The following is a 24,351-nucleotide window of genomic DNA, read 5'->3' as shown; positions in this document are numbered from 1 at the left end:
TGTTTGAGCGTGCAGATCCGCATCGAGGGACACGACCTGCCCGGCGCCCGGCCCGGGTCTTCCGCGCTGCGGCTGGCCAACGTCCATGTCGGGGTCCAGCGCAAGGCCGCGGCCGAGCTTCTGGTCCCGGCCTGGGCGCCGTCGGCGACGTGGGAGATCACCGTCGACGCGCGCGAGGTCGACGATCTGCTCGACGTCGGCGGGCCCTGGGTGCACGGCCGCCCGGGCGCCCGGTTCCTCTATCTGACCTGGGGAAACGTGGTCGGAGACACCTTCGAGATGTTCCGGCGGGCGAAACTCATGTTCGGCGAGGTGCCGACGGCGGTGCTGCGGGCGGCGTACGAGGGAAAGCTCTTGACCGGCTCCTTGGGGTTGACCGACGCCCACGGTGACCCGGTGTGCGCGCGGGTGCGGCCCGACTGGAGCGTGGCGTGACCGCCGTCGCCCAGGCCACCGTGCGGGTGCTGCACGGGTTCGTCGCGCGCGACGGCTCGTTGGGGCTGTGGGGCGAGTCCTCCGACCGGGCCGCGTTCGCCCTGGCCGCCTCCGCGCTGCCGGCCGGCGACCCGCGGCCACCGGTCACGCTGGTCCTGCCCTCCACCAGCGCCGGTCCGCTGCCCTCACCCCAGCTCGGCCTGCCGCCCCGGCGCGGCACACCCCGGCTGCGGGCCTGGACCGTGCCGGCGGTGACCGTGCCGTTCCTCGACGACGACCTGGCCGACTCGTGGGACGGGCGGCTCGGGTCGTCGGTTCTCTGGCTCGTCGAGCTGTGCGCGTTCGCGGCCGACCTCGTGCGGCGCGGGCGGGTGTTGCCGGCGGTCCACCCGCACGGGCCGGTCGCGCGCTGGCGGCCCGTGCTCACCGGCTTCGACGCGATCCACCACGCCGACCTGCTGCGCCGGCTGCCGGCGGCGGCCCGGGCCGAGCGGTCCCGCCCCGGCGACGTGGCCGGGCTGCCGGCGCCGGACGCGCTGGCCGCGGCGCTCGACCGCCTCGTCGACGGCCTGGTGCGGATCCGGCTGGCCGAGGCCGGCGTGCGGATCGGCGACGGATGGCTGACCGCGCTGACCGACGACCCCCGGTTCGTGGCCGCGCCCGCGCTCGCCGACGACCTGGCCGACAAGCTCGACGCCTGGTATGCGGGAGCCGTCTCCGGCGCGGCCGTGCGGCTGTGCTTCCGGCTCAGCCACGTCACGCAGGAGGGCGAGGAGCCCGACGCGGTGAACCCGGCCGGCACGCCGCCGCGCGAGGCCTGGCTGCTGGAATTCCTGCTCCAGGCCGTCGACGAGCCGAGCGCCCTGGTCACGGCGGCCGACATCTGGCACGACTCGTACGCGCCGCTGCGCCGCTGGACCCGGCACCCGCAGGAGAGGCTGCTCGGCGGGCTCGGCCGGGCGGCCCGGCTCTACCCCGACCTCGAGGCGGCGCTGCGCGTCCCGCGGCCGGTCGACATGGTCCTCGACACCGAACAGGCCCACCGGTTCCTCAGCCACGCGGCCGTGCTCGAGGAAGCCGGGTACGGCGTGCTGCTGCCGGCCTGGTGGCGGCAGCGGCCCGGGCTCGGCCTCGGCCTCAACCTGCGGCCCCGCGAGGCGGTGCCGGCGGTGCTGCGCGACCAGGCGGCCGACCTGGGCCACATGGTCGACTACAACTGGGGGCTGGCCCTCGGCGGCGAGATGCTCACCGAGGCCGAGGTGACCGACCTGGCCCGGGCCAAGGTGCCGCTGGTGCGGTTGCGCGGCCGGTGGGTCTACCTCGACGCGGAACGGCTCGACGCCGGGCTGCGGTTCCTGGCCCGCGGCGGCGGCACGATGACGGCCGGCGACGCACTCCGGACGATCAAGCTGCTGCCGCCGGAGGAACTGCCGCTCCCGGTCACCGCCACGGCCGGGTCCGGGTGGATGGCCGACCTGCTCTCGGGCGACCTCGAACACCGGCTCACCCTGCTCGACCCGCCGCCGGCGCTGGCCGGCTCGCTCCGTCCGTACCAGATCAGGGGTTTCTCCTGGCTGGCGTTCCTGGACGGCCTCGGGCTGGGCGCCTGCCTGGCCGACGACATGGGCCTCGGCAAGACCGTGCAGTTGCTGGCCCTGCTGCTGCACCGGCGGTCCGGGCCGGCGCTGCTGATCTGCCCGCTGTCGGTGCTCGGCAACTGGCAGCGCGAGATCGCCCGCTTCGCGCCCTCGCTGAGCGTGTCAGTGCTGCACGGCGCCGACCGCGACGTCGCGCCGGACACCGACATAGTCCTGACGACGTACGCGACGGCGGTGCGCGACGCCGACCGGCTGGCCGCGGTGCAGTGGGACCGGGTGGTGCTCGACGAGGCGCAGAACGTCAAGAACAGCGCGGGGGCGGGAGCGAGGGCGGTACGGCGCTTCCCGGCCCGGGTGCGCATCGCGCTGACCGGCACGCCGGTGGAGAACAGGCTGGCCGAGCTCTGGTCGATCCTCGACTTCGTCAACCCCGGCGTGCTCGCCTCGGCGCACACGTTCCGCGCCCGCTTCGCCGTCCCGATCGAGCGGTACGCCGACGAGGAGGCGGCGTCCCGGCTGCGCCAGGCCACCCGGCCCTACCTGCTGCGCCGCGTCAAATCCGACCCGATCATCGTCGATGAACTGCCCGACAAACGCCACGTACGCCACCTGTGCGGGCTGACCGGCGAGCAGAGCACGCTCTACAAGGCGATCCTCGAAGAGATGACGACCAGGCTCGACGAGTCGACCGACCGCTGGAACAAGGGCATCGTGCTGGCCGGCATGACGAAGCTGAAACAGGCCTGCGTCCACCCGGCCCTGCTGCTGGGCGACAACTCACCGCTGCCCGGCCGCTCCGGCAAGCTCGAACGCCTCGAGGAGATCGTCGACCAGGCCCTCGGGCGGGGCGAGAGCCTGCTGTGCTTCACCCAGTTCGCCCGCTTCGGCTCGATGCTGACGCCCCACCTGGCCGCCCGTTTCGGCGTGCCGGTGCGTTACCTGCACGGCGGCACACCCCGGGCGGCCCGCGACGAGATGGTGGCCGCGTTCCAGGCGGACACCCACCCCGGCGTCTTCGTCCTGTCCCTGAAAGCGGGCGGCACAGGCCTCAACCTGACAGCGGCCAACCACGTGGTCCACGTCGACCGCTGGTGGAACCCCGCCACCGAGGAGCAGGCGACCGACCGAGCCTTCCGCATCGGCCAGAGCCGCGACGTCCAGGTCCACACCCTCGTCTGCCTGGGCACCCTGGAGGAACGCATCGACCGCCTGCTGGCCGACAAGGGCGTCCTGGCCGCGCGGGTCGTCGGCAACGGCGAGGGCTGGCTGACCTCCCTGTCCACCACCGAACTGCGGGACTTGCTGATCCTCGCCCCGGAGGCGATCAGTGACTGACTCCCGCACCTACGACCTCCCCGGCGCCCATCCCCTCGCGTCCGCCGTCACTGGTCCTCATTCCCTCGCGCTCGGGGCCGTTGACCCTCATTCTCTCGCGCTCGGGGTCGCTGGTCCTCATTCCCTTGCGCTCGGGGTCGCTGGCCCTCATTCCCTCGCGTCCGGCGTCGCTGATCCTTACTCCCTCGCGCTCGGGGTTGTTGGCCCTCGTTCCCTCGCGTCCGGCGTCGCCGACCCCCACCTCCTTGTCCTTGCTGGGCCGACGCCCGCCTTCTTCCCTGCGCGGCTGGTCCTCCGCCCGCGCCCTTTCCGCCTGTCCTCACGTGCGTCGCTTCGCGTCTGCGTCGCCGGCCCCTTACTCGCGTCCCTTTGCGCCTGCGGGGTCGGCCCTCGGGTTACGTCCTTTCCGGGTGCGCAGCCGGCGCCTCACCCACGCGCCTTTTCGCCTATTTTGGGACTGACGATGAGTGATGAGCGGTTGTCGCTGGCGTTTCTCGGGACCTTCGAGTCGCTGCGGATGGGGCCGACCTTTGCGCGGGGGCGGCGGGACGAGCGGGCCGGGCATGTGCGGAGCCTGACCATCTCGGGGAGTCTCGTGGTGGCGCTGGTGCGGGGGCCTGACGATCCGCGGGCGTTCCGGGCGCGGATCGCGGTGCGGGCCTTCGGTGCGTCGGAGTGGGCGCGGGTCGAGGAGGACCTGGTCAGGGAGGCGCGCTTCGCGGCCGATCTGCTCGCGGGGCGGATGCCGCCGGGGATCGGCCAGGTGTTCCAGGCGGCCGGGCTGTCGCTGGTGCCGTTGTCGCTGGACGAAGTGGCGATGGATTGCACCTGCGAGCGGTGGCCCATGCCGTGCGTGCACCTGGCGGCCACGAGTTACGCGCTGGCGCGCAGCTTCGAGGAGGATCCGTTCGGCGCCTTCACCTGGCGGGGCCGGGGCCGGGACGAACTGCTGCTGCGCCTGCGCGAGCTGCGCAGCGCCCGCGCGGTCACCGGCGATCCGGCCGCTTCCGCCGGCGGTCTGGGCGTTCCCGCTGGTGGCCAGGGTGCTTCCGCTGGCGCTATGGGCGCTTTCGCCGGTGGCCAAGGCGCTTCGACCGGTGGCCAAGGTGCTTCCGCCGGCGGTATGGGTGCTTCCGCTGGCGCTCGGGCCGCTTCCGGCGGCGGTATGGGCGCGTCCGCCGATTTCGGGGCGAGCGGGGCCGTGGTGGATGACGCCGTCCCCGATCTGGGTGATCAGCTGGGCGACGCGGCGGACTTCTGGGGGAGCGGGCTTGGCGAGCCGGCCGTGCCCACCGGGGGTCGGCCGGGGGCCGTGACCAGGCCGGACGCGTTGCTCGACCAGCTTGATCCGCCGGGGCTGGCCCATGATGGGCGCCCGATTGTGGACGTTTTGCGACCCGCGTACCTCGCGCTGCCGGAAACCTAGCGGAAGTCCGTTCTCCCACGATCGGGTTACACGCTCCGAAACCGGCCCGTGACTTTCCGTTTTCATGATCTCCTTCTTGGGACACAGCGTTTTGTCAAGAGAAGGTGTGACATGAACCGAATCACCCGAATGCTGATGGTTTCCGGTCTGGGTGTCGTCGCCGCCGCGACGCTGGGTGCTGGTACGGCCGTGGCCGCCACCGGCAGCAGCTCGAACGTCGCCCCGCAGGCGTCGTCGAGCACGGCGAAGCACTGGGACGACGATGACGAGCGCGTCGTCGGCTACTACCGCGACTACCGTCGCTGCGTCATCGCCGGCCGCATCGGGGAGCGTTTCGACCGCTGGGACGACGCCGAGTGCGTGCCGGTCGGCTACGGCTTCCACCGTCGCTGGGCCCTCGTGGTCGAGGACAACGACGACTGGGACGACTGGAGCGACAGCTGGTACAACTGGAACAGCGACGACTTCGGCGACCGCGGTCCGGGCTACTACCACCGCTACCACCACCGCAAGCACAAGTTCTGATCGTCAGATCAGTAAGCACCACATCGAGCCACGGCCCCGCAGGGCCGTGGCTCGACTGTTTGGGGCAGTCACGCGGTGGGTGCGGCGAGCCTGGCAGAGCAGGATGGCGGCGTAACCGTGGGAGCCGTGCTGGGCGGTGGGGACGACCTCGATTCCCTCGTGCAGGGGCTCGAAGTCCGGGTGCAGGGCGGCTCGGAGGTCGCGTTCGTCGATGTCGGCGGCGGGGAAGGTCTTGCCGCCCACCGTGTAGCCGCGGCAGCGGCGTAGCGCCGCCGTGAGGAACAGGCCGCCGGGCTGGACCAGGCCGGTGATGTGCCGGGTGAACATTTCCCAGGTGGCGCGGTCGTTCGTGGCCGAGTCCGCGCAGTAGGCGCTGACCACCGTCGGGTAGCTCCGGTTCAGCGGGCGGGGGTGGCGGGCGTCCACCCGTACCAAAGCGGTGATTTTGGCCCTGGTCATGTCTTCACGGATGGTCACCTCGTCGTCGGTCGGATGGTCGATGCCCTCGCATTGCAGTGTGTAGCGGACGAACGGCCGCCAGTCGTGGGCGTCCGGGGCGCGGTCGATCCACCTCTGGATCGCGGCCAGGTTCTCGGGCAGGTAGTCGCCCAGATGGATCTCGGACGCCGTCGCGGCGGACGCGAAGACGTGGTGGAGGGTGGGGCCGGTCCCGAAGTACAGGATGGGCCGGTCGGGGTCGGCGTGGCGCATGGCGTCGACCAGGAACCTGATCGTGGCGATCTCGTCCGGCTCGACCGTGCGGTAGTAGTCGGTCAGATACTCGGCCGGCACCCAGTCGGTGTCGAACGACGCGTGCCGGCCCAGCCGGGTCCGGGTCAGCCGGGCGAGGACGGCCTCGTAGAACGCCGCGCCCAGGTTGGCGCCGGCGAGGAAGATCAGGGCCTCGTCGGTGGTGATCGAGTCGGTCGCGACCGCGGCGCCGAAGGCGGCCGTGTAGTACGGCACCTCCTTGACGACCTCGGTTCCGGTGTACGCCGCGGCGGCGGCCAGCCGAGCGGCGCGCTCACCGCCGAAACGGCGCCGGGTGACGTCGTACGCCAGCTTGGAAAGCACGTTGGTGCTCGTCCCGGTGGCCGCCAGCAGAGATCCGTTCGCCCGCAGGTTGGCCCGCAGCCCGAACACCCAGGCGGTGTAACTGGCGAGGACGACCGCCACCACCGGTCCCTGGCCGAGGCCGGTGAGCAGCCCGGAGGCGACCAGGCCGGCTCCGGTGACGGCCGCCCAGGCGTCCAGCGCGAGGGTGGACACCGCGGTGGCCGCCAGGCTGACCGGCCAGGCGACGAGGGATCGGACCATGCCGCCCAGGGTCGGCCCAACCGGTGCTCACCTGCCAGGTCAGATAGTGGTCAATCGCTGCTCGGAGAGTAGGGGGATCAGGGCGTCGCCGACGCGGGCCGTCTCCCGGCGGTAGGGGGTGTCGGACAGGACGAAGTGCGTGATGCCCAGGTCGGCGTACTGGCGCAGGGCGGCCGCCACGTCGTCGGCGGATCCGACCAGCCAGGTCGTGCCGGCGCCGCCCCCGCCGTGACGGCCGGGCGCGGTGTAGAGGCAGGAGTCCAGGACGTCGCCTCGCGCGGCCAGGTCGAGCAGGCGCTGCTGGCCGACCGCCGGGCCGCGCAGCAGGTCGGGCGAGGCCGAGCGGGCGGCCATGTCGGCGACCTTCGCCTCGGCGTCGCGCCACGCCTGTTCCGTGGTGTCGCGGACCAGCGTGGTGATGCGCAGGCCGAACTCCAGCGGCGGCAGATCCCGGTCGAGGTCGCTGCTCAACCGGCGCAGGCGGGCGATGCGGTCGGCCACGCCTTCCAGCGGTTCGCCCCAGAAGAGCTGCACGTCGGCTTCGGTCGCGGCGACCTTTTCGGCGGCGGGGGAGGCGCCTCCGAAATAGAGACGAGGACCTTTGCCGTACGGCCGGGGCGCCACCGTCGAATCGGTGACGCTGAAGTGCTCCCCCTCGTACGACACCCGCTCCTCGGTCCACAGGCGACGCGTGATGCGCATGAATTCCCTGGTCCGCGCGTAGCGCTGGGCCTGATCGCCTTCGACGTCGCCGTAGGCGGCCAGGTTGTCCTTCCCGCTCACGATGTTGATCAGCAGCCGGCCGCCGGAGAGCCGATCCAGCGTGGCCGCGGCGCTCGCGAAGTGCGCGGGCTGCCAGTAGCCGGGCCGGATGGCCGCGAGCGGCCGGAACGTGGTGGTCCGGGCGGCGAGCGCGGTGGCGACCGTGAACGTGTCGGGCCGGCCCCAGCCGGTGCCGATCAACGCTCCCGACCAGCCGTGTCTCTCGGCGGTCAGGGCGAGCTCGACGCTGTGGTCGAGGGTGCCGTAGCCGTCGACGGCGTCGTCGCCGCGGTGGCCGGGTTCGACCGTGTTCGGGATGTACCACAGGAAGGTGGGGCTCATGCGGCGCTCCGGCGTCGGCGGGACAGGTCGGTGATGGCCGGCGGCTGGTAGCCCTGGTCCCGCGACGACAGGGTGACGCCGGGTGGCACGATCTTGTCGATCTCGTCGAGGACGTCCCGGGACAGCCGGACCTGGGCGGCGCCGAGCTGGCCTGTGTCGACCAGGTTGATGCCGGCGTCGAGGGCGCGGTGGATGATCCGGACGCGGTCGTCGTGATCGGTGTTGCCGCGCGAGCCGAACATCATGGTGCCGAGCGCGAGAGCGCTGACCTTGACACCGGTGCGGCCGAACGGGCGAAGCGGAATGCTCATCGGGAGGCCGGTTCCCAACTGTTCGCAGGGCGGGGGAGTCCGTAGTGTTCGCGCAGCGTGGCGCCGGTGTACTCGGTGCGGAACAGGCCGCGTTCCCGCAGGATCGGGAGGACTTTGTCGACGAAGGCGATCAAGCCGGAGGGCAGAACGGCGGGCATGATGTTGAAGCCGTCGGCCGCACCGCCGTCGAACCACTCCTCGATGGCGTCGGCCACCTGGACCGGGGTGCCGGTGAACGTACGGTGGCCGCGGCCGCCGCCGAGGCGGCCGATCAGCTGGCGCACGGTCAGGTTCTCCCTTTTCGCCAGGTCGACGATCAGGGTGAACCGGCTCTTGGCGCCCTCGATCTCGTCCTCGGTGGGCAGCAGCTCGACCGGCAGCGGCTCGTCGAGTCTCAGCAGCTCCTCGTCGAGGCCGAACCGTTCGGCGAGCTGCCGGCGGGCGTACTCGGGGCTGATCAGGCGCTCCAGCTCGGCTTCCCGCTCGCGGGCCTCGGCCGGGGTGTCACCGATCACCGGCACGATCCCGGGCAGGATCTTGATGCTGTCCGGGTCACGGCCCAGTTCGGCCGTACGCCGCTTGAGGTCCCGATAGAACGCCTGCCCTTCCGCCAGCGTCTGCTGCGCGGTGAAGACCGCCTCGGCCCAGCGGGCGGCGAATTCCCGGCCGTCCTCCGACGAGCCGGCCTGCACGAGCAGCGGATAGCCCTGCGGGGAACGCGGCACGTTCAGCGGCCCGTCGACCCGGAAGTGGCGCCCGTGGTGGTTGATCGCCCGGACCTTGCGGGCGTCGGCGTGGACGCCGGCCACCTTGTCGGCCCGGACCGCGTCGTCGGCCCAGCTGTCCCAGAGTTTGGTGGCGACTTCGACGAACTCGGCCGCCCGCTCGTAGCGGTCCCGATGGGCGGGCACGTCGTCGAGACCGAAGTTGCGAGCGGCGTCGGCGCCCGCGGTGGTGACGATGTTCCAGCCCGCCCGGCCCCGCGACACGTGGTCGATCGAGGCGAAACGGCGGGCCAGGTTGTACGGCTCGTTGTAGGACGTCGAGGCCGTCGCGATCAGCCCGATCCGCTCGGTGACCACGGCCAGCGCCGTGAGCAGGACCGTCGGCTCCAGCTTGCCGGCCGGCCGTCGCCCGGGATGGCCGTTCAGGACCGGGCTGTCGGCGAAGAAGACCGAGTCGAGTTTGCCGCGCTCGGCGATCCGGGCCAGCTCCTGGAAGTGCTTCACGTCCCAGTCGGCGTACGGGTCGGACTCGGGCAGCCGCCACGACGCCTCGTGGTGGCCGACGCCCATCAGGAAGGCGTTGAGGTGCAGCTCGCGGGTCATCGCCGGCCCTCCTCGTCCACGCCCAGCCGGTCCAGCAGCAGCGTCCGCAGCGCGGCGAACCCGGCGTCCGAGCGGGACCGGTTCACCAGGTCCACCCGCACGTCGGTGTCGACGACACCCGCGTCCAGCAGGATCACCCGGTCGGCCAGCACGATCGCCTCGTCGACGTCGTGCGTGACCAGCAGCACCGCGGGCCGGTGGGTTTCGCACAGCTTGCGCAGCAGGGCGTGCATCCGGATCCGGGTCAGCGCGTCGAGAGCGCCGAACGGCTCGTCGGCCAGCAGCAGCTGTGGCTCCCGGACCAGCGACCGGGCCAGCGCGGCCCGTTGCTGCTCGCCACCGGAGAGCTGATGCGGCCAGGCCCTTTCCCGGCCGGCCAGCCCGACCTCGGCCAGGGCGTTCGCGCCGCGTTCCCGGGCGTCGGCGCCCCGCAACCCGAAGATCACGTTGTCCAGGACCCGTTTCCACGGCAGCAGCCGGGAGTCCTGGAACACCACCGACACCGCGCCCGGCACGGTGATCTGCCCGTACCCGTCGACGTCGCGGTCGAGGCCGGCCAGCGCCCGCAGCAGAGTGCTCTTGCCGGTGCCGGACCGGCCGATCAGCGCCACGAACTCGCCGGGGGCGATGTCCAGGTCGAGCCCGTTGAGGACGCCACCCTTGCTGGTGAAGGAGCGATGCAGATTTCGTACCCGGACCGCCTGCTGAGTGCTCAGCCCTCGAGTGTCTGTCGCCATGCCAGCACCTTCCTTGCCGTGAGCCGGACCGCGCTGTCGGCGCAGTATCCGAAGACGCCGTAGATGACCAGGCCGACCACGATCACGTCGGTCTGCCCGTACTGTTCGGCGAGGCTGATCATGTGGCCGATGCCGGCGACCGCGTTGTACTGCTCGACGACCACCAGGCCCAGCAGCGACGACGTGACCGCGAACCGCATGCCGAGCAGGAACCCGGGCAGCGCCCCGGGCAACACCACGTGCCGGATGAAGTCGCCGCGGCCGATCCTGATCGTCTCGGCCAGCTCGGCGTACTTGCCGTCGATGCCGCGCAGTCCGTTGTGCGTGTGGACGTAGATCGGGATCAGGCTGATCAGCGCGATCGTGATGATCTTCATCTCCTGGCCGATGCCGAACCAGGCGATGAGCAGCGGAATGATCGCCAGGGTCGGCACCGACCGCTTGATCTGGATCGGGCCGTCGATCACCGACTCGCCGGCCCGCGACAATCCGGAGATCACCGCCAGGACCGCTCCGGTCACCACGCCGAGGCTCAGGCCGATGACCGCGCGCTGCAGCGAGGACAGGATGTTGGTGAGCAGGTCGTGGTTGGCCCACTGATCCTCGAACGCCACCGCCACGTCCCACGGGGCCGACAGGATCGCCGGCTGGATCACGCCGGTCGCGGAGCCCGCCGACCAGACGGCCAGGGCGAGCAGCGGGCCGATCCAGAACGCGAAACGGATGCGCCGGCCGGGACCCAGCCGGCGGCGTACGACCCGGGCGTCGGTCTTGTCGTCGGTCTTCGGGGCCGTGACGTGCAGGGCGGCGGTCATGCGGCATCACCCGTGACCACCCGGGAACCCGCGGCCTCCGCCTGCACCTTCTCGAACCGGCGGTCGACCAGCGTGGTCACGTCCAGCTTGTCGTGGTCCTGCTCCTGGGCCAGCAGATCGGCGGTCTCCTGGAGACGGACGATCGCCGCGTCCCAGGTGGAGGGGATGGCCTTGTCGCCGCCGATCTCGACGACGGCCTTCGCGTCCGCCTCGTCGAGTCCCTGGGTGTCCACGTAGTAGGCCTTCGCGACCTCGGCTTCGTGGTCGTTGGCCCACAGCAGAGCCTTGGTGCGCACGGCGACGTAGACCTTCAGTGCCGCCGCCTTCTCCGCGTTCTCGACGGCCGAGGTGAGGCAGTACAGCGTCGACGCGTCGTCGCGGATGCCGGTGTCGATCGAGGTGGCGCCCGGATACTTCGCCTCGTAGATCTTGATGTTCTGGGCGCCGATCGGCGCCACGTCGACGGATCTGCTGCCGAGCGCGGTCACGTAGGAGTCGCCGGTGCTGGTCAGTTCGACCAGCTGCACGTCCTTCTGGCTCAGCCCCGCCTTGCGCAGCACCCGTAGCACCAGCGCGCCCTGCGCCTGCCCGGCGCTGTAGGCGATCTTCTTGCCCTTCAGGTCGGCCAGTGAGCTCACGCTCACGCCGGGGGCGACACCCAGCTTGTAGATCGGGTGCTCCAGCGGATCGACGGTGACCGACTGGAACACGATCCTCGTCGAGGTGCCCGTCCACGCGGCGAACAGCGACGGGATGTCAGCGACCGCGCTGCAGTCCAGCTTGTCGGCGCGGAAGGCCTGGATGCTCTGCGGGCCGCCGCTGATGTTGGCCCACTCGACCTTCACCCCGGCGTCGGTCAGCTCCTTGTCCAGACCCGCGGCCCCGATGATCGCTTGTAACTGCGGGTCGCCGAGGCGCAGGGTGGTGCCGCTGGGGACCTTGTCGGGCAGGGCGGCGTTCAGTTCCAGGGTCGCCTTCGGCTCGTCGGCGCCGCACGCCGCCACCGCCAGCACCAGCGCCGCGACGGGGATCGTTCTCCAAAATTTGATCATGGCTACCTTCTTCACAGAACGTGGAATGTGCCGGCGTGATACAGCAGGGGGGCGCTCTCGGCGGCCAGTTCGGCCTCCTCGACCCGGCCGATGATCAGGTGAGAGCCACCGGCCGGGTGGCGGTGCTCGATCGAGATCCGCAGCCAGGCCGCCGCGTCGTCCAGGACGGGTTCGCCGGTCGGCAGCCGGCGCCAGCGGGTGGCCCCGCCGAACCGGTCGATGCCGCTGGTGGCGAACGTCCGCGCCAGCTCGGTGTGCCCGGCGCCCAGCAGATGCACGACGGCGGTCTCGGCGTCCCGCAGGTGCGGCCATACCGACGCGGTCGCCACGATGCTGAACGACAGCAGTGGCGGCTCGGCCGAGAGCGAGGCGAGCGACGTGACGGTGAGACCGGCCGTGCCGCGCCCCGCGTCGGCCGTCACCACGGCCACGCCGGCGGCGTGGCGCCGGAACACCTGCCGGAAGATGGATGTGTCGAATGTGGACCGGGAATCGATGACAGTCATGGGCTTCCCCGTTCGCGAGCGGAGGGAGCGTGCCGTTCTTCAATTCATACTATGCAGCTAGGTTTAGAAGGCAACTATGCGCCCGAGTGAATTAAGTAATGCCTGCTAGATCAGGGGAGAGGCGTACACCTGATCAAGCGCGACGGCGCCGCCGGCGACCGCCAGGACGTTGTTCGGGAAGCTCGACGCATAGACGGTTGTCACCATGTCGGCTCCCGACGACGACGCCTCGGCGGCCTCCGCGCGCACCGTCGCGAGGCACTCCGGCAGCCGGTTCGCCCCCGCTTCGGCCACCACGAGGACCTCGGGGTCGAACAGATCGAGCAGCAGGGCGGCGGCGCGGCCCACGAGACGGGCCCGCTCCCGCAGCATCCCCAGAGCCTCGGCGCCGCCCGCCGCGGCCGCGTCCACCAGCGCGTGGATGTCCGGCCGGTCGATCACCCCGGCGCCGTACGCCCGGCGCACCAGCGCCCGCTCACCGACCGCCGCCCGCAGGCAGCCCACACGACCGCAGGAACAGGGTTCGGCGCAGCCGTCGACCGGCAGGTGAGCGACAGCGCCGGCCGCCGACCGGGGACCCTGATGGACGACGCCGCCGGTGGCGAACGCGACATCCACGACGTTGCCCACGAACAGCTGCACCGCGCTCTGGCGTGCCCGGCCGGCCACCCGCCCGAGCAACTGCTCGGCCCGCAGCAGGGCCCGGGAGTTGCTGTCCACCCACACCGGCAGGCCGGTGGCCTCGCCGAGGGCGGCGCCGGCCCGGACGTCGCGCCAGCGGAGGACCGGATGCTCGACGACCGTGCCCCGGGCGGCGTCGACCCAGCCGCCGGTGGCCAGTCCCAGGCCCAGGATCCGCCGGCGGCGGCCGTGCTCGCGCCGTACGGCGGCGATGGTGGTGGCGAGCGCGCCGAGGACGCTGTCCGGGTCGCGGCGGCCGTGCGGGTACTGCCGCTGGGTGATCACCCGCCCGCGCAGGTCGAGCAGGGCGACCGTGGCGCGGGGGACCGCGATGTGGGCGCCGATGACGCCGACCGCGTCGGACTCGACGTCCAACGGCACGTGCGGCCGCCCGATCCCCGGCGGCCCGACCGCCTCCGGCGCCTCACGGACCAGGCCCTGACTCAGCAGGGACGTCGCCACGCCGGTCACCGTCGCGGCGGACAGTCTGGTCGCCCGGGCGATCGAGCTCCGCGCGATCGGCCCGTGGTCGAGGACGGCCCGCAGCACCGCCGCCGCCGTGTCCGGCGACCGGCGCGACGCGGGCAGCGGCAGGTCGGTTCGGCGGGTGGGTTGCACGCCGCTCACGGACCACCCGGGATCATTCGTCGACGCTAACCCGGCGATCACCCGGAGACGGCACTACGTCATCAGATGTTTGACAGTCAGTAATACGTACTCACCAAGGCATCGGCTCGTAGTCCTTGAGGAAGCACCCGTAGACGTCCTCGCCCAGCTCGCCCCGGACGATCGGGTCGTAGACGCGGGCGGCGCCGTCGACCAGGTCGAGCGGGGCGTGGAAGCCCTCCTCGTGCAGGCGCATCTTGGTCGGGTGGGGGCGCTCGTCGGTGATCCAGCCGGTGTCGACGCTGGTCATCAGGATGTGGTCGGTGAACAGGTCGGCCGCGCTGGTCCGGGTGAGCATGTTCAGGGCGGCCTTGGCCATGTTCGTGTGCGGGTGGCCGGCGCCCTTGTAGCCGCGGTTGAAGACGCCCTCCATGGCCGAGACGTTCACCACGTAGCGGCGCGGGAACGGTGACTGGACCATCGACTCGCGCAGGCGGCTGACCAGGATGAACGGGGCCGTGACGTTGCAGAGCTGAACTTCCAGGAGCTCCAGCGCGTCGACCTCGTGGACCCGGTCGCTCCAGCTGTTCGTCGACGTGGTGTCGGGGACCAGGCCGCCGGCGTCGATGGCCACCGAGCGGGCGGTCAGGGCCAGCGACGTGATCTCGTCGGGGCTCAGGACGGCGGACGCGCCGGTGGTCAGGACCGCGGCCGGCGAGGTGCCGGCGCCGCCGAAGTACTCGAGCTGGGGCAGGTCGCCGGAGGGCAGCGGCTCCTTCTCGGCGGCGGAGATGGCGGCATAGGAGCCGGGCGTACGCCGTACGGTCTGGGCCGCGTTGTTGATCAGAATGTCGAGCGGACCGCGGGCCGCGACCGAGTCGGCCAGGGCGACCACCTGGGCCGGGTCGCGCAGGTCGATGCCGACCACGTGCAGGCGCTTGAGCCAGTCGGCGCTGTCCGGCATGGCCTTGAAGCGGCGGACGGCGTCGTGCGGGAACCGGGTGGTGATCGTCAGGTCGGCGCCGTCGCGCAGCAGGCGCAGGGCAATGTACATGCCGATCTTGGCGCGGCCGCCGGTGAGCAGGGCGCGGCGGCCGGTCAGGTCGGTGCGGGCGTCGCGGCGGTCGTGGTTCTTCTCGGCGCAGGACGGGCACAGCTGGTGGTAGAAGGCGTCGACCTGGGTGTAGCGCTGCTTGCAGATGTAGCAGCCGCGGGCCTGGCGCAGCACCCCGGCCACGGCGGCCCGGGTGGTGCTCTTGAGCGGGATGCCGGCGGTCTCGTCGTCGATGCGGCCGGGGGCGCCGGTGGCGGTCGACGCGGTCACGGCGCGGTCGTTCGACAGGATGGCGTCGCGGCGGTCGCGGCGGCGCTGCATCTTGGCCGTCTTGTAGATACCCGCGGTGGCGCGGCGTACGGCCACGGCGTCGGGATGCTCCACGGGCAGGGACTCGACCTCGGCGAGCACCTCGAGGCAGAGCGCCAAGCGCTCGGGATCGACCCTTTTCTCCGACATACTGCCCTTATCCCTCGGGGTGAAACTTGCGGTGAACCACTCTACTTATCGAGTGCGGCGACCGTCTTCTCAAGGGCCTCGGCCAGGATTTCGGCGAGAGGGTTGGGACGGCGTTTCGGCATCACGATGCCGATGTAGCGGGTGGGGCAGGGCGGCCGGAGCGCGACGGTGGTCACGCCGCTGGTCAGCGCCACCCGGGGAATCATGCTGATGCCGACGCCGGCCCGCACGAGCGACTGCGCGAAGACGTAGTCGGTGCCGCGGCAGGCCACCTTGGGCTCGTAGCCGGCCATGGCCGCGTAATGCCCGAGCAGGTCGCCGACGACCAGGCAGCCGTGCACCCAGCGCTCGCCGGCCAGGTCGGCGATGGTGACGGCGTCCCGGCCGGCCAGCTGATGATCGTCGGGCACCGCGATCCACATGGGGTCGTCCATGAGCGGGGTGAAGCACAGCCCGGCGGGCTGTGGCGGCGGCCCGTCGTAGTGGTAGACCAGCGCGAGGTCGGCCGCGCCCTCGCGGACCAGCGGGATCGCGTCCTCCGGCTCGTTCTCGAGGACGGCCAGTTCGACGCCGGGCCGTTCTCGGGCGAACCGGGTCAGGGCGGCCGGCAGGAGCCGCTGGCCGCCGCTGGTGAAGGTGGCGACGGTGAGCGTGCCGGTGCCGTCCTGGGCGAGCCGGCCGATCTCGTGTTCGGCGCTGGCCAGTTCGGCCGCGATGGCGTCACCGGCGTCGACCAGCACCCGGCCGGCGTCGGTGAGCTCGACGCCGCGCGTGCTCCGGGTCGCCACGACCGTGCCGAGGGAGCGTTCCAGGGCGCTGATCTGCTGCGACACGGCCGAGGGGGTGATCCGCAGGGCGGCGGCCGCGCGGTTGAAGCTGCCGAGGCGAGCCACTTCACGCAGGATCTCGAGCCGCCGTACCTCAATCATCCCGTCCAACCTCCCCGCCGCCGCCCTTGACTCGACGAAACAGTAAGAATTCCTAATCACCGCATCAGCACGTAGGTACTACCGCTTACCACCGTAGGCGACAAGGCTCGGGGTGTGAATCGTCGCGCCTGGCTTCTCTTCCTGCTCGTTTCCCTGCTCTGGGGGATCCCGTACTTCCTCATCAAGGTCGCCATCGAGGACCTCTCACCGGTGCTGGTGGTGGCCGGGCGCATCGCCATCGCCGCGGTGATCCTGCTGCCGATCGCGGCCGCCCGGGGCACGCTGAGCCGCCTGCGCGGGCATCTCGGCCCGGTCGTGCTGCTGTCGTTCGTGCACATCACCGGGCCGTTCCTGCTGATCACTTACGGCGAGACGCACATCAGCTCGTCCCTGACCGGCCTGCTCATCGCGATCGAACCGGTCGTCATCGCGCTGCTGATGGCGCGCCGGGAGCCGCTGAGCCCGATCCGGATCACCGGCCTGGCCCTCGGTTTCGGCGGGGTGGCCCTGCTGGTCGGCCTCGACCTGTCGGGCGACCGCTGGGGCCTGATCGGCGCCGGCATGGTGCTGGTGGCGACGGTCAGCTACGCGGTGGCGACGATGCTGGTGCAGCGCAAGCTGAGCGACGTGCCGACCGAGGCCCTGACCGGCGCGACGACGGGGATCAGCGCGCTCGTCCTGGCGCCCTTCGCGGCGTTCGCCCGGCCGGCTTCGCCGGTCTCCGGCTCGGCGTGGGCTTCGCTGGTGGTGCTGGGCCTCTTGTGTACGGCGGTGGCCCTGCTCGCCTTCTACCAGCTGATCGGGCTCGTCGGGTCGACGCGGGCGGGTCTGGTCACGTACGTCAATCCGGTCGTGGCCGTCCTTCTCGGCGTGATCCTGCTGAACGAGCACCTGGGCGTGAGCACGATCGCCGGGTTCGCCCTGGTGGCGGCCGGCTGCTGGCTGTCGACGCGCCCGGCGCCGGCGATGTCACCCGCGCTGACCGCCGCATAGGGTGGGCGGCATGCGGATTTTGATCACCGGGGCACGGCGGGGGATCGGCGCGGCCATCGCCGCCGGGCTGGCTCGTCCCGGAGACACCCTGCTGCTGCATCACCTGGGCGCCGCCGCGGAGGCTTCCGGCGTCGCTGATCTTTGCCGCGACCGGGGTGCCGCGGCTTCCCTGCTCGAGGCGGATCTGACCGATCCGGTGGCTGTTCGCTCGCTGGCCGCCGAGGCCGGGCCGGTCGACATCCTGATCAACAACGCGGCCCGCGCCTCAAACATCAATTTTCCCGATTTGTCGTACGATGAGTGGTCGCAGACCTTCGCGGTGAACGTGACCGCGCCGATGCTGCTGGCTCAGGCGCTCAGCGAAGGCATGGCCGCCCGGGGCTGGGGCCGCATCGTCAACGTGGTCTCGCCGACCGTCGTGATGGGCGGGCCGTCCGGACCGGCGTACGTCTCCAGCAAGGCCGCGCTGATCGGGCTGACCCGGTCGCTCGCCCACGCCCTCGGCCCGCACGGCGTCACGGTCAACGCCCTGTCGCCCGGCGCGATCCGCACCGAAGGTGAGGCCGAACTGGCCAAGGGCCACGACCAGGAGGCGCACTCGCCGCTGCTGGCCCGGCAGGCGGTGCCCCGCCCCATCGTGCCGGAGGATCTGGTCGAGACGGTACGGCTGCTGGTCTCCGACGGCTCGGCCGCGCTCACCGGCCAGGTGATCGAAGTCGGCGGGGGACTGGTCTTCCGCTGACCGGCGTCATCTTCCACTATGGCCTGATGACCGATACGACGTACGACGTCATCGTGGTCGGAGCCCGCTGCGCCGGGTCCCCCCTCGCGATGCTGCTGGCCCGCCGGGGTTACCGCACGCTCCTGGTCGACCGGGCCACCTTCCCCAGCGACACGGTGTCGACGCACGTCATCCACCCGCCGGGCGCGGCCGCGCTCCAGCGCTGGGGGCTGCTCGACCAGGTGGCGGCGACCGGATGCCCGCCGGTGGGCCGGTACTCGTTCGACTTCGGGCCGCTCACCCTGGCCGGCGCGCCGGGCAGCGCCGAGTCGCCGTACGCCTACGCGCCCCGCCGCACGCTCCTCGACAAGATCCTGATCGACGCCGCGGCCGGCGCCGGAGCCGAGGTGCGGCAAGACTTCACGGTCGACGAGGTGCTGGTCACGGACGGCCGGGTGACCGGCATCCGCGGGCGTTCCGCGAGCGGGGCGCCGGTGACCGAGCGGGCCCGCGTGGTGGTCGGCGCGGACGGGCGCAACTCGGTGGTCGCCAAGACGGTCGGCGCGGCCGAGTACGAACAGCGGCCGCCGCTGACGGTGGGCTACTACTCGTACTGGAGCAACCTTCCGACCGACACCTTCGAGGCGTACAGCCGCCCCGGGCGCGGCTGGGCGGTGTGCCCGACGAACGACGGCCTGACACTGGTCATCGGCGGCTGGCCACACGCCGAGATGGCCCAGCACCGCGACGACGTCGAGGGCACGCTGATGGAGACGTTCGCGTTGTCGCCGTCGTTCGCCGAGCGGATCCGCGACGCCAAACGCGAGGAGCGCATCTCCGGCATGGCGGTGCCGAACTATTTCCGTACGCCGTCCGGGCCCGGCTGGGCGCTGGTCGGCGACGCCGGATACAACCGCGACTTCATCACCGCGCAGGGCATCACCGACGCGTTCCTCGACGCCGAGAACCTGGCCGGGGCGCTCGACACGGCGCTGAACGGCACGAAGCCGTACGACGAAGCCCTGTCCGGTTACCAGTCCCAGCGCGACGCCCGCGCCATGCCGGTCTACCAGATGACCCTGGGCATCGCCTCGCTCCAGCCGCCGGACGAGCAGACGGTCCAGCTGATGTCGGCGCTGGCCGGCAGCCAGGAGGGTCAGGACGCCTTCGCCCGCCTCAACGCGGGCACAACGTCCCCGGTGGAGTTCTTCGCACCGGAGAACGTGGGCCGCCTGCTGTCCCTCAGCTGACCGGCCGTCCCGGCCATCGCCGCCCGTCGCCTCTTCGATCAGCAGCCGGATCGTGTCGGTGCCGAGGGTGTGCGGCATCTTCGCGGCGGCCGGGTAGTCGCGTTCGTCCTCGCCGCGGCCCAGGGTCCCGGTGCGCCCTTGGCGGTGATCAGCAGCGGGTCGACCCAGGCGTCCTGGTCGAGGTCGTAGAGGGTCGTCTCGCCGGTGGCCGGGTTCGCCACACAGTCGAGCCGGTGCCAAGGCGCCGGCTCGACTGTGTGGCGTGGTCAGTTGGCGGCTTCCGGGTCGTCGGTGCCGGCGGGTCGGGGACGGGCCGGCACCTGGTCGGCGAGGCTGGCCGGGCGGCGGGTGGGCTTGACCTCGGCCAGCGTCTCGGGCCGGCGACCGGCGTTCGGGTCCTCGTCGGTCGCGGCGGCCCTGGGACGGTCGGCCGGCGGGCGGGTACGGCTGTACTGCGCCAGATCGGCCGGCCGGGTCTCCCGAAGGTGGTCGCCGAGATCCGCGGGCCGGCGCCCAGGCCCCGGAGGCAGCGCCCGGGGCGCCGGGAACGACGGCAACTCGGGCATGGCACCGGCGCCCGCCTCGGAGACGGAAGCCTCGTTACGCCCCGAACGGTGCGGCAGTGGCTGATCCGCAAGCGAGGCCGGCCGCCGCCCAGCAGCGGGCTGGACGGGAACAGCGGGCTGGACGGGAACAGCGGGCTGGACGGGAACAGCGGGCTGGACGGGAACAGCAGGCTGGACGGGAACAGCGGACTGGGCGGCCAGCGTCGGCTGGGCGGATGGAGCCGGCTGGGTGGGCCGCGTGCGCTGCGTCGGCACTGCGGTTTCGGTGGGCGGCGTCGGCTGGGCGGGTGACGTCGGCTCGGTCGATGGCGTCGGCTGGGCGGGTTCCTCGGGGCGGCGCTGGGCCGGGATGTCGGCGCGGCCCTGGGGGAGGTAACTGCTCAGGTCTGTCGGCCGGTCGCCGCGGCTGAACGGTAGGGCCGGGAGGGCGGGGAAGGCCGACGCCTTCGGTTCGGCTGGGGCCGAACTCGCGGCGGGCGGTTCGGGCTGGGCCGGGCGCTGCGGAAGCGGCCGGTCGAGGTTGGCTCGGAACGGATCCGCCTCGGACGGCTGACGACGGGGCAACGGGTCGGCCTGGAACGCGCGCTGCGGCAGAGGCTCCGGGTTGGCACGGAACGGGTCGACATCGGCCAACGTCCGCCGGCGCGGCAGGGGAGCGGCCTCCGCCGGCGCGGCTTCAGCCTCAAGCGGGACCGCGTTCTCGGCGGCGACTGGCGCCTCGACCGGGGTCACCGAAGGTGTCTCGGCGGCCAGTGGCGTCTCGGCCCCGGCCACCGAAGGTGTCTCGGCCGCGAGAGGCGTCCCGGCCGGGCTCATCGACGGCGTTCCGGCGGCGAGTGGCGGCCGGGTGGGGGTCGTCGTGGGCGTTCCGGTCGCGGATGGCGCCTGGGCCGTAGTGACCGAAGGTGTTTCGGCGGCGACAGGCGTCTCGGTCGGGGCTACCGATGGCGGAGTCGGTGCGGGGGCCGTGGGTGAGGCTTCGGCCGCGGGTGTGGGCTCTGGGTCGGGGAGAGGCTGGCGGCGCGGCAAAGGGGTGGACAGGGTGGGCGTCGTGGGGGTGGCTTCGGGGGGTGTGGCCGGGCGCTTCGAAAGGAGCGTGGGCTCGGCGGGGGTGGGGTCCTGCGGCCGGGCTTCTTCGATCTGCGCGGCGGGGATGCGGCGGGTCGAGGTCAGGTCGGGGGCGGTGAAGCGGGTTGTCGCTTCGAGGTCGGGGGTTTCGAAGCGGCTGGTGACGTCGAGCCCGGGGTCGTCGGGGGGCGGGGTTGTGGTGCGGGCCGCTTCGAGGTCGGCGGGGGTCAGCGCTCGGGTGCGTTCGAAGTCGGTGCCGGTGCCGGTGGCCGGGGGGATCGGGGGGAGGGCCAGCGGCTCGCGGTAGAAGGTGGGGGCCTCGGGGCGGTCGCCGAAGAACGGGGTGGGCGCTGAGGTCTCCACCGGGTCGGGTTCGGCCGGTAGGGCGAAAGCGCTGGTGAAAGTGCTTGTGGAAGAGGTGAAGAAGAACTCGTCGGGTGCCGAGTAGTCGGTGTAGTTGCTGCTGCTGTAGGTGGAGCCGTTCGAGGGCTCGGACGGCAGGAGGAAGCCGGTCGAGCTGGGGTAGACCGAGCCGTGGGGGAGGTCGTCGTCCTCGATGATCTCGGCGTCGATGATGTCGTCGTCGGGGTCGGAGGTGGTGTCGGTGGTCGACTCGACGGAGACCGGGTCGGGGGCGTGGGCGTAGGCGGCGTCGGCCTCGTCGGCGGCCATCTCGGCCTCGGCGCGTTCGATGCCGGCGCGGACGGCCTCGGCGGCCGCGGCCTCGACCAGCCTGGACTCGACCGAGTCGGCCGAGGGCTGCTCGAGGGCGGTGCCGGCCGGGGCGGGAACCGGGGACGAGGGCGCCTCCTCGACGGCCGACGGGGCCTCGGCCGGTGACGACGCGTCCGCCGAGGGGCCGGCGGCGTCGGACTCGGTAGCGGCGGTGCCGGTGCCGGCTTCGGAGGAAGCGTCGGACGGGGAAGCGTCCGGCCCGGAAGCATCGGACGAGGAAGCATCGGACGAGGAAGCGTCGGACGGGGAAGCGTCAGGCTCGGAAACGTCGGACGGGGAAGGGTCAGGGGAAATGTCGGAAGGGGAGGCGACGCTGCCGGCGCCGATCACCGGGTAGGCGGCCGTGCGGTCGTCCGTGCCGAGGTCGGCGACCACAGCGGTCGCGTCGGACGCGGTGGCGGAGGGCGAAGCGGCGGCCGGTTCGGGCTCGGTGGGCGGGAGGTCGGGGATGATCTCGGCGTCGATGGGCTCGTCGTCGGTGACGCGGGGGAAGACCTGGGTGGCGGCGGCGTCGGTGGAGGTGGAGGTGGGGGTGGAGGGGGCGCCGGACGGGAGCGCGTACGGCGAGGAGGCGCCGGGCAGGGCCCGCGGCTCGTCGAAGAACGGGGTCAGCCAGGTCGGGGCCGGGCCGGCCGGCAGGGCCAGCACCTGGGTGTCGTCCGTCGCGGCGTGGCGGCCCGTCGGGAGTTCGCCCGCGTGTTCGGACAGGCCGGCTCGCTCCTGGAGGCGCTTCAGGGGGCCGGGGGCCCACCAGGCCGCGTTGCCCAGCAGGCCCAGGACGGCCGGCACCAGAAGCATGCGGACGACCGTGGCGTCCAGGACCAGGGCGACGATCATGCCGACGCCGACGAAGCGCATGGTGGTGACCGAGGAGAGGGCGAAGGCGCCGGTGACCACGATCAGCAGCAGGGCGGCGGCGCTGATGACGCGGCCGGTGCGGGCCAGGCCGGTCGTGACCGCCTCCTTCGAGGTCGCCCCCTGGGTGCGGGCCTCGACCATGCGGGAGAGCAGGAAGACCTCGTAGTCGGTGGACAGGCCGAACACCACGGCCGCCATCAGGACCACGATGCCCGCCTCGAGCGGGGCCGGTGTCACGTTCAGCAGGCCGGCCAGGTGGCCGTCCTGGAAGATCCAGACGAGGACGCCGAAGGTGGCGCTCAGGCTGAGCGCGCTCATCAGCACCGCCTTGATCGGCAGCAGGATCGAGCCGAAGGCGAGGAACATCAGGATCAGGGTGGCCCCGACCAGCAGGCCGACCATCAGCGGCAGCTTGTCGGCGGTGGCCTGGAGGCTGTCGATGTTGCGGGCGGTCGTGCCGCCGACCAGCAGCTCCACCCCGGCCGGGACCGGCAGCGCCCGGATGCTGTCGACCACGTCGCGCGACTCGGTGCTGAACGGGTCGGTCGACGACAGGGTGGCCGTGAAGACCGTCGTGTTCTTCGCCCGCTGGGCCGGGGTGAGCTGCGCGATGCCCTGGATCTGGCGGAGCTGGACCGCGAACTTGGAAGTGTCGCCGGTGCCGCGCAGCACGATCTGCACGCCGTCGCCGGCGAACTGCGGGTAGCTGGCCTGGAGGGTTTCGATCGCCTGGCGGGCCGAGTCGCCGGCCGGCAGGGTGCGCTCGTCGGCCTCGCCGAAGCGGACGCCGCCGATCGGCAGGGCGAGCAGCAGCAGACCGGCCAGGATCGGCACCGCGACCACGACCGGGCGGCGCAGCACGCCGGTGGCCAGCCGGGCCCAGAACGACTTGTCGGGATCGCCGCCCGAGAAGGGCAGGCGGACCGGCAGCTTGTCGACGCGCGGCCCGAGCACCGCCAGGACCGCCGGCAGCAGGGTCAGCGACAGGAGCGCGGCCAGGCCGACGGCGGCCAGACCGCCGTACGCCAGGGAATTGAGGAAGCCCTGCGGGAACAGCAGCAGCCCGGCCAGCGCGATCATCAGCAGGGTGGCCGAGAAGAGCACCGTGCGCCCGGCCGTCGCCACCGTGCGCCGCACCGCCTCGGCCGGTGAGCGCCCGGCCGCCTGTTCCTCGCGGAACCGGCCGACCATGAACAGGCCGTAGTCGATGGCCATGCCCAGGCCGAGCAGCGAGGCCACGTTCACCGCGAACGAGTTGACCTCGTGGTGCGCGGCGATGGCGTGCAGGATGCCGAGCGAGCCCAGCACCGCCGCGCCGCCGACCAGCACCGGCAGGGCCGCCGCGACCAGCGAGCCGAAGATGAACAGCAGCAGGATCAGGGTGATCGGCAGCGAGATGGCCTCGGCCTTGCCCAGGTCGGACGTGGAGCGCGTGGTGGACGCGTCGGCCAGCACGGCCGTGCCGGCGAGCTGGACCTTGGCGCCCTCGACGGCGAACTTGTCGTCGATCTCGCGGTACGCGTCGAGCTTGGCCCCGTCGTCGGCGCCGGCCAGGGTGACCACGGCGACGGCGCTGGACTTGTCCTTGGCCGCGTACTGCGGGCTGCGCGTCTGCCAGTACGACGTCGAGCCGGTCACCGCCGACTTGGGCAGCGCGGCCAGCCGCTCGCGGACCCGCTTGCCGAGCGCGGCGTCGTCGATCTTGCCCTTGGTGGGGGTGTAGATCACGACGAGGTCGCCGCCCCGCGCACCGAACGCCTCCGTGACCGCCTCGGCGGCCCGGGAGGACTCACTGTTCGGGTCGTTGTAGCCGCCCTCGGACACCTGCCCGAAGACACCGAGCCCCCAGACGCCCGCACTGATCACCGCGACGAGCGCGACGGCCAGCACCGGCCACCGGAAGCGGGCCACCCACGATCCAAAGCCCGCGAACACCTAGTAA

At 72.2% G+C, this 24,351-nt stretch carries 19 protein-coding genes and 1 pseudogene; 7 read left to right on the top strand and 13 right to left on the bottom strand.

Annotation, left to right across the window (positions count from 1 at the left end; all coding sequences use genetic code 11):
* The first annotated feature begins 9 nt into the window (after positions 1-9).
* On the top strand, positions 10-435 hold the full coding sequence (locus tag AB0C26_RS27550) for a DUF5990 family protein (RefSeq protein WP_360253329.1): 426 nt from the start codon (positions 10-12) through the stop codon (positions 433-435).
* Positions 432-3,368, top strand: coding sequence for a DEAD/DEAH box helicase (locus AB0C26_RS27545; RefSeq protein WP_360253327.1), 2,937 nt, complete (start codon positions 432-434; stop codon positions 3,366-3,368). The genes AB0C26_RS27550 and AB0C26_RS27545 overlap by 4 nt, the downstream gene beginning before the upstream one ends.
* Here AB0C26_RS27545 and AB0C26_RS27540 read toward each other — a convergent pair.
* Positions 3,358-3,609 (bottom strand): hypothetical protein, encoded by a 252-nt coding sequence (locus tag AB0C26_RS27540; RefSeq protein WP_360253325.1) that lies wholly within the window; start codon positions 3,607-3,609, stop codon positions 3,358-3,360. The genes AB0C26_RS27545 and AB0C26_RS27540 overlap by 11 nt on opposite strands.
* 222 nt (positions 3,610-3,831) lie before the next feature.
* Here AB0C26_RS27540 and AB0C26_RS27535 point away from each other — a divergent pair, with 222 nt between their 5' ends.
* Together AB0C26_RS27535 and AB0C26_RS27530 are read left to right on the top strand one after the other, a co-directional pair.
* Positions 3,832-4,794, top strand: a complete 963-nt coding sequence (locus tag AB0C26_RS27535) for a hypothetical protein (RefSeq protein ID WP_360253323.1) — start codon at positions 3,832-3,834, stop codon at positions 4,792-4,794.
* Positions 4,795-4,905: 111 nt separating this feature from the next.
* The gene (locus tag AB0C26_RS27530) at positions 4,906-5,319 is read left to right on the top strand and encodes a hypothetical protein (RefSeq protein WP_360253321.1); all 414 of its coding nucleotides are present in this window, start codon (positions 4,906-4,908) and stop codon (positions 5,317-5,319) included.
* Between the two features lie 3 nt (positions 5,320-5,322).
* Here the strand turns inward: AB0C26_RS27530 and gntF are convergent, their stop codons facing one another.
* The 11 genes and pseudogenes from gntF to AB0C26_RS27475 all read right to left on the bottom strand — a co-directional run bounded on the left by gntF (position 5,323) and on the right by AB0C26_RS27475 (position 16,218).
* Complete coding sequence (gene gntF / locus AB0C26_RS27525) at positions 5,323-6,636, bottom strand: guanitoxin biosynthesis pre-guanitoxin forming N-methyltransferase GntF (RefSeq protein ID WP_360253319.1); 1,314 nt, start codon at positions 6,634-6,636, stop codon at positions 5,323-5,325.
* A gap of 39 nt (positions 6,637-6,675) precedes the next feature.
* Complete coding sequence (locus AB0C26_RS27520) at positions 6,676-7,740, bottom strand: LLM class flavin-dependent oxidoreductase (protein WP_360253317.1); 1,065 nt, start codon at positions 7,738-7,740, stop codon at positions 6,676-6,678.
* Between the two features lie 152 nt (positions 7,741-7,892).
* Positions 7,893-8,051 (bottom strand): annotated as a pseudogene (locus tag AB0C26_RS27515) (aldo/keto reductase); the annotation flags it as partial.
* Positions 8,048-9,379: an LLM class flavin-dependent oxidoreductase gene (locus AB0C26_RS27510; protein WP_360253315.1), complete on the bottom strand. Its 1,332-nt coding sequence runs from the start codon at positions 9,377-9,379 to the stop codon at positions 8,048-8,050. The gene AB0C26_RS27510 and the pseudogene AB0C26_RS27515, both read right to left, overlap by 4 nt.
* The gene (locus tag AB0C26_RS27505; protein WP_360253313.1) at positions 9,376-10,116 is read right to left on the bottom strand and encodes an ABC transporter ATP-binding protein; all 741 of its coding nucleotides are present in this window, start codon (positions 10,114-10,116) and stop codon (positions 9,376-9,378) included. The genes AB0C26_RS27510 and AB0C26_RS27505 overlap by 4 nt, the downstream gene beginning before the upstream one ends.
* Positions 10,092-10,931 (bottom strand): ABC transporter permease, encoded by an 840-nt coding sequence (locus AB0C26_RS27500; protein WP_360253311.1) that lies wholly within the window; start codon positions 10,929-10,931, stop codon positions 10,092-10,094. The genes AB0C26_RS27505 and AB0C26_RS27500 overlap by 25 nt, the downstream gene beginning before the upstream one ends.
* On the bottom strand, positions 10,928-11,983 hold the full coding sequence (locus AB0C26_RS27495; RefSeq protein WP_360253309.1) for an ABC transporter substrate-binding protein: 1,056 nt from the start codon (positions 11,981-11,983) through the stop codon (positions 10,928-10,930). Before AB0C26_RS27495 ends, AB0C26_RS27500 begins: the two co-directional genes overlap by 4 nt.
* A gap of 11 nt (positions 11,984-11,994) precedes the next feature.
* Positions 11,995-12,489, bottom strand: coding sequence for a flavin reductase family protein (locus tag AB0C26_RS27490; RefSeq protein WP_360253307.1), 495 nt, complete (start codon positions 12,487-12,489; stop codon positions 11,995-11,997).
* Between the two features lie 105 nt (positions 12,490-12,594).
* Positions 12,595-13,797, bottom strand: coding sequence for an ROK family transcriptional regulator (locus AB0C26_RS27485; protein WP_360253305.1), 1,203 nt, complete (start codon positions 13,795-13,797; stop codon positions 12,595-12,597).
* A gap of 91 nt (positions 13,798-13,888) precedes the next feature.
* Positions 13,889-15,289: an SDR family NAD(P)-dependent oxidoreductase gene (locus tag AB0C26_RS27480; protein WP_360253303.1), complete on the bottom strand. Its 1,401-nt coding sequence runs from the start codon at positions 15,287-15,289 to the stop codon at positions 13,889-13,891.
* A 41-nt stretch (positions 15,290-15,330) separates the two neighbouring features.
* Positions 15,331-16,218 carry a LysR substrate-binding domain-containing protein gene (locus AB0C26_RS27475; protein WP_360253301.1) on the bottom strand — a complete coding sequence of 296 codons (888 nt, stop codon included), beginning with the start codon at positions 16,216-16,218 and terminating at the stop codon, positions 15,331-15,333.
* Between the two features lie 114 nt (positions 16,219-16,332).
* Here AB0C26_RS27475 and AB0C26_RS27470 point away from each other — a divergent pair, with 114 nt between their 5' ends.
* From AB0C26_RS27470 to AB0C26_RS27460, 3 genes are read left to right on the top strand one after another with little or no spacing between them, the layout of a single operon-like run.
* Positions 16,333-17,211 carry a DMT family transporter gene (locus AB0C26_RS27470; protein ID WP_360253299.1) on the top strand — a complete coding sequence of 293 codons (879 nt, stop codon included), beginning with the start codon at positions 16,333-16,335 and terminating at the stop codon, positions 17,209-17,211.
* Positions 17,212-17,221: 10 nt separating this feature from the next.
* Positions 17,222-17,953 carry an SDR family oxidoreductase gene (locus AB0C26_RS27465; protein ID WP_360253297.1) on the top strand — a complete coding sequence of 244 codons (732 nt, stop codon included), beginning with the start codon at positions 17,222-17,224 and terminating at the stop codon, positions 17,951-17,953.
* 26 nt (positions 17,954-17,979) lie between these two features.
* Positions 17,980-19,182 (top strand): NAD(P)/FAD-dependent oxidoreductase, encoded by a 1,203-nt coding sequence (locus tag AB0C26_RS27460; protein ID WP_360253295.1) that lies wholly within the window; start codon positions 17,980-17,982, stop codon positions 19,180-19,182.
* A gap of 266 nt (positions 19,183-19,448) precedes the next feature.
* Here AB0C26_RS27460 and AB0C26_RS27455 read toward each other — a convergent pair whose 3' ends face one another.
* Complete coding sequence (locus AB0C26_RS27455) at positions 19,449-24,344, bottom strand: MMPL family transporter (protein ID WP_360253293.1); 4,896 nt, start codon at positions 24,342-24,344, stop codon at positions 19,449-19,451.
* Between the last annotated feature and the right edge of the window lie 7 nt (positions 24,345-24,351).

Source organism: Actinoplanes sp. NPDC048796 (genome assembly GCF_040650035.1).
Lineage (GTDB): Bacteria > Actinomycetota > Actinomycetes > Mycobacteriales > Micromonosporaceae > Actinoplanes.
This window is presented reverse-complemented; position numbering and strand designations above follow the sequence as displayed.